This is a genomic window from Streptacidiphilus neutrinimicus (assembly GCF_000787815.1).
GTDB classification, from domain to species: domain Bacteria; phylum Actinomycetota; class Actinomycetes; order Streptomycetales; family Streptomycetaceae; genus Streptacidiphilus; species Streptacidiphilus neutrinimicus.
This window is the reverse complement of the sequence record NZ_BBPO01000017.1, coordinates 20,154-23,644: the sequence shown is the minus strand read 5'-3', so window position 1 is coordinate 23,644 and position 3,491 is coordinate 20,154. Positions and strand designations below refer to the sequence as shown.

At 74.9% G+C, this 3,491-nt stretch carries 3 protein-coding genes; all 3 read right to left on the bottom strand.

Annotation, left to right across the window (positions count from 1 at the left end; all coding sequences use genetic code 11):
• Positions 1–162: 162 nt before the first annotated feature.
• The 3 genes from TR48_RS13640 to TR48_RS13630 are packed head-to-tail and all read right to left on the bottom strand — an operon-like array spanning position 163 to position 3,387.
• A complete protein-coding gene (locus TR48_RS13640; RefSeq protein ID WP_042366585.1) occupies positions 163–2,172 on the bottom strand; it encodes a copper resistance CopC/CopD family protein in 2,010 nt (669 codons plus the stop codon).
• A gap of 31 nt (positions 2,173–2,203) precedes the next feature.
• Positions 2,204–2,710, bottom strand: coding sequence for a copper chaperone PCu(A)C (locus TR48_RS13635; RefSeq protein ID WP_042366584.1), 507 nt, complete (start codon positions 2,708–2,710; stop codon positions 2,204–2,206).
• On the bottom strand, positions 2,707–3,387 hold the full coding sequence (locus TR48_RS13630; RefSeq protein WP_042366583.1) for an SCO family protein: 681 nt from the start codon (positions 3,385–3,387) through the stop codon (positions 2,707–2,709). The genes TR48_RS13635 and TR48_RS13630 overlap by 4 nt, the downstream gene beginning before the upstream one ends.
• Between the last annotated feature and the right edge of the window lie 104 nt (positions 3,388–3,491).

The window sequence follows — 3,491 nt, the reverse complement described above, 5'->3', positions numbered from 1 at the left end:
GCGAGGGCGTAGCCGCCCGCGCCGAGGGCCAGTCCGGCGGCCCCGCCCGCCCCCGCCGCGCCGAGGAGGCGACGGCGGGACAGCTGCGGGCGGGATGCGTCGGAGCTCATGGTGCTGCTCTCGTCCTTCTCGGTCTTGGTCGGGTCGTTCGGTGACATCGGGTCAGCCCACCGTGATCGGCGCGGTGACGGTGGCCTCATCGATGTCGTCCGAGCGGACCGTCACGGCGAGCGTCCACTGACCGGCCAACGGCAGCTCCAGGTCCGCCGTGCCGTAGTGGCCGATGTCGAGGTGGTCGAGCTTCACCGTGAGCGGGCCCAGGTTCTTCGACTTGAGCGACAGCGCGATGTCGAGCTCGGGGACGTCCACGGGCTTGCCGGTGCTGTCGTAGACGTAGGCGTGCAGGGTGTTCCGCCCCGGGCGGGCCGGGTCGATGTCGACGGTGACCTTGCCCTGCGCGCCACGCGTGCTGCCGGTGGTGTCGTAGGGCAGGGTCACGTCGACCGGCCCGTGCGCGGCGGCCTTGGCGACCGCCTGCTGCTCCGCGACGGCGCGGCCGGGCGGGGAGTTGGTCAGCGCCGTGGTCAGCCCCAGCACGACGACGGCGAAGACGGCCTCGAGCGCGACCGACCGCAGCAGCATGCCGCGTGCGGGCGCGGCCTCGCGGGCCTTGCGCTGTCGGGCCTGCTGCCGCGCCTTCGCCTGCCGGGCGAGCTGCGCCGCGCGCTCCGGGTCCGCGTCGGCGTCGGCGTCCGCCTCGACGGCGTGCTCGCCGGCCGGTTCGTCCGTCCGCTCGGCGGCCCGCCCGTCGGTCCGCTCGGCGACGGCGGTGGGCACCGCGGCGAGGACCCCGACCGCGGCGGGCTCCGCCGTCTCGGTCTCGGCCTCGGTCTCGGCCTCTGCCGAGGCGTCCGCCGACGCGTCGGCGCGGAGCAGGGTGAGCCAGCGACGGGACATCCACGCCGCGCCGAGGATGACGAGGACGGCGCCGATCTTCACCAGCAGCAGGCGGCCGTAGGTGGTGTCGGTCAGCGCCGACCAGGAGCCCAGTCCGCGCCAGGCCTGGTAGACGCCGGTGGCGGTGAGGGCGGTGACGCACCAGAACGCCAGCGTCGAAAAGCGGCCGACCGCGCGGACGTCGACGCCGCCGGCGCGGGTGAGAGCGCGCAGGCCCACCAGCACGGTGGCCAGGCCACCGAGCCAGAGGGACATGGAGAGGATGTGGACGGTGTCGAGGGTGACGGCGAGCGGCACCTGCATGCCGACCGAGGCGTGGTCGCCGAGCGGCCAGGTGACGGCGATCGCGATCGCGAGCAGTGCTCCGGTGACGCCCAGTCCGATTCGGCGACGCCGCTCCACGACGAGAGCGCCGCTCTCGTCGCCGCCCTGCGCGTACCCGCCGAGCAGCGCCAGGAAGACCCCCGCGCCCGCCAGCAGCAGCACCCGCACGGCCAGCAGCACGCCCAGCTTCTCGCCGAGCACCTGCCGCAGCAGCGAGAGGTCGAGGACCCTGCCGACCCCCGTCCCCGCCTCGTAGGTCCCGCGCAGCGCCAGCTCCGCCAACGTCGACAGCAGCAGCCCGGCCCAGCCGACGATCATCAACCGCTGCACGCCCCGCAGCCGCAGCCCGCCGGGCCAGCACAGCAGCACCGCACCCACGGAGCCGACGAGCAGTGCCACCGCCCCGTACTGCACTCCGCGTGACAGTCCGTAGAGCGTGCCGGTCGCCGTCGGCCCGCTGCTCCCGACGCCCGCGACGCCGGTCAGCGCGGCGGGCGCGGAGGCCCGGCCGATGGAGAAGGTGTACGCGCCGGCCACCGGGTGGGTGTCCGCCGAGATCACCCGCCAGGCGACCGTGTAGGTGCCCTGCGCGGCGGCCGCGTTCGCGTCGATCCGCACCTGCGCCGTCGACGCGTCGGCGGAGGCGTGTGCGGCTGTGCCGGTGTCGACCCGCCTGCCGCTCGGGTCGAAGACCCGCACGGCGTCGGGTTCGAGCGTCACCGACTCGCTGAAGTGCAGCGTCACGGCCGCGGGCGGCACGGCCACGACGCTGCCCTGCGCCGGGTCGGTCGACAGCAGCGCGGCGTGTGCCGACGCCACGCCCGCGTCGCCGAGCAGCAGCGCGACCAGCAGCGCGAGCAGCGCCGCGGCGGAGCGTGCGTGTCGCTTCATCGGAGCGTCCTTCCTCTTCCCGCGCCGCTCATCAGCCCGACTGGCCCGGCTGGCCCGACGGGCCCGGCTGGTAGGTGAGCGGCTGGACGGTGGCCTGGACGGTCACCGGTGCGGCGTCGTCGAAGCGCAGCGTCAGGTCGATCCGCGCGCCGAGCTTCGGCGCCGGGTTCAGCCCCATCAGCATCAGGTGCCGACCGCCGCGGGCGAAGGTCACCACGCCGTGGGCCGGGATCCGGACCGTCGGGGTGTCGACCATGGTGGAGGCCGTGCTCTGGTGCATGGAGACGGACTGCGCCTGCGGACTGGTGACGCCCGTCAGCGTCGCGGCCTCGCCGCCGTCGTTGCGCAGCACGAAGTAGCCCGCGGCCATGTCCGGCAGGGACGGCAGCGGTATGTAGGCGCCGGAGACGCTGAGCCGCGGCGCGGAGGCCGGGGAGGCCGGGGCCGCGGGCGCCGCGGTGGCGCCCGACGAGGAGCAGCCGGCCAGCGCCAGGGGGGCGGCCAGCACCGCCGCAGCGAGGGCGACCTGCCGCCTCACGCCGCCACCCCCTTGATCAGCAGCGGCAGGTCGTGCTCGAAGACGGCCGTGGTGGTGCCGCTGGTGTAGAGGACGTGCGCCTTGTCGTCGGCGGGCGAGAAGGCGAGGGTCTGCGCGCCGTGCACCGGCTCCTGGCCCTTGACCGGGGCGGCGACGTAGACGCCGACGGACTTGGCCGCCGCGATGATCGTCTGGATGTCGCCGGTGAGGCCGATGAACGCCGGGTTGAACGCGGCGAGCCAGGTGCGGATCTCGGCGGGGGTGTCCCGCGCCGGGTCGGTGGTCACGAAGACCACGTCGATCTTGCTCTGCTGGTCCTTCGACAGCTTGCTGACGGCCACGGCGATGTCGCCCATGGTCGTCGGGCAGACGTCGGGGCAGTGCGTGTAGCCGAAGTAGAGCAGCACCGCCTTGCCGCGGGTGCCCGCGACCAGGTCGAAGGGCTTGCCGCTGGTGTCGGTGAGGGTGACCGCGGGCTTGTCGAAGGTCCGGCCGAGCGGGTCCCCCTGGTAGGGGCCCTGCTGCGGCGGCGGGACGACCTGGCCGCCGTTGGCGGACGCGTCGGAGGACGAGCCCGAGGAGCCGCAGGCGCTCAGCAGCAGCGCGGCCGCACCGCCGAGCGAACCGAGCAGGACCGAGCGGCGGGTCGGACGGGTCGGGAAGGTGGAAGAAGACATGTCGGTGCTTTCCCTGGAGTTCAAGGGCCGTGGCGGACGGGCGGGCGGGCGGCCGGGGGCCGGCGCGGACTTCGTGCCCGGCCCCCGGCCGCGGGGTCAGGAGG

Excerpts from the sequence above, each read along its gene's own strand:
- TR48_RS13640 (WP_042366585.1), bottom strand. The coding sequence starts at position 2,172 with ATGAAGCGACACGCACGCTCCGCCGCGGCGCTGCTCGCGCTGCTGGTC.
- TR48_RS13630 (WP_042366583.1), bottom strand. The coding sequence starts at position 3,387 with ATGTCTTCTTCCACCTTCCCGACCCGTCCGACCCGCCGCTCGGTCCTG.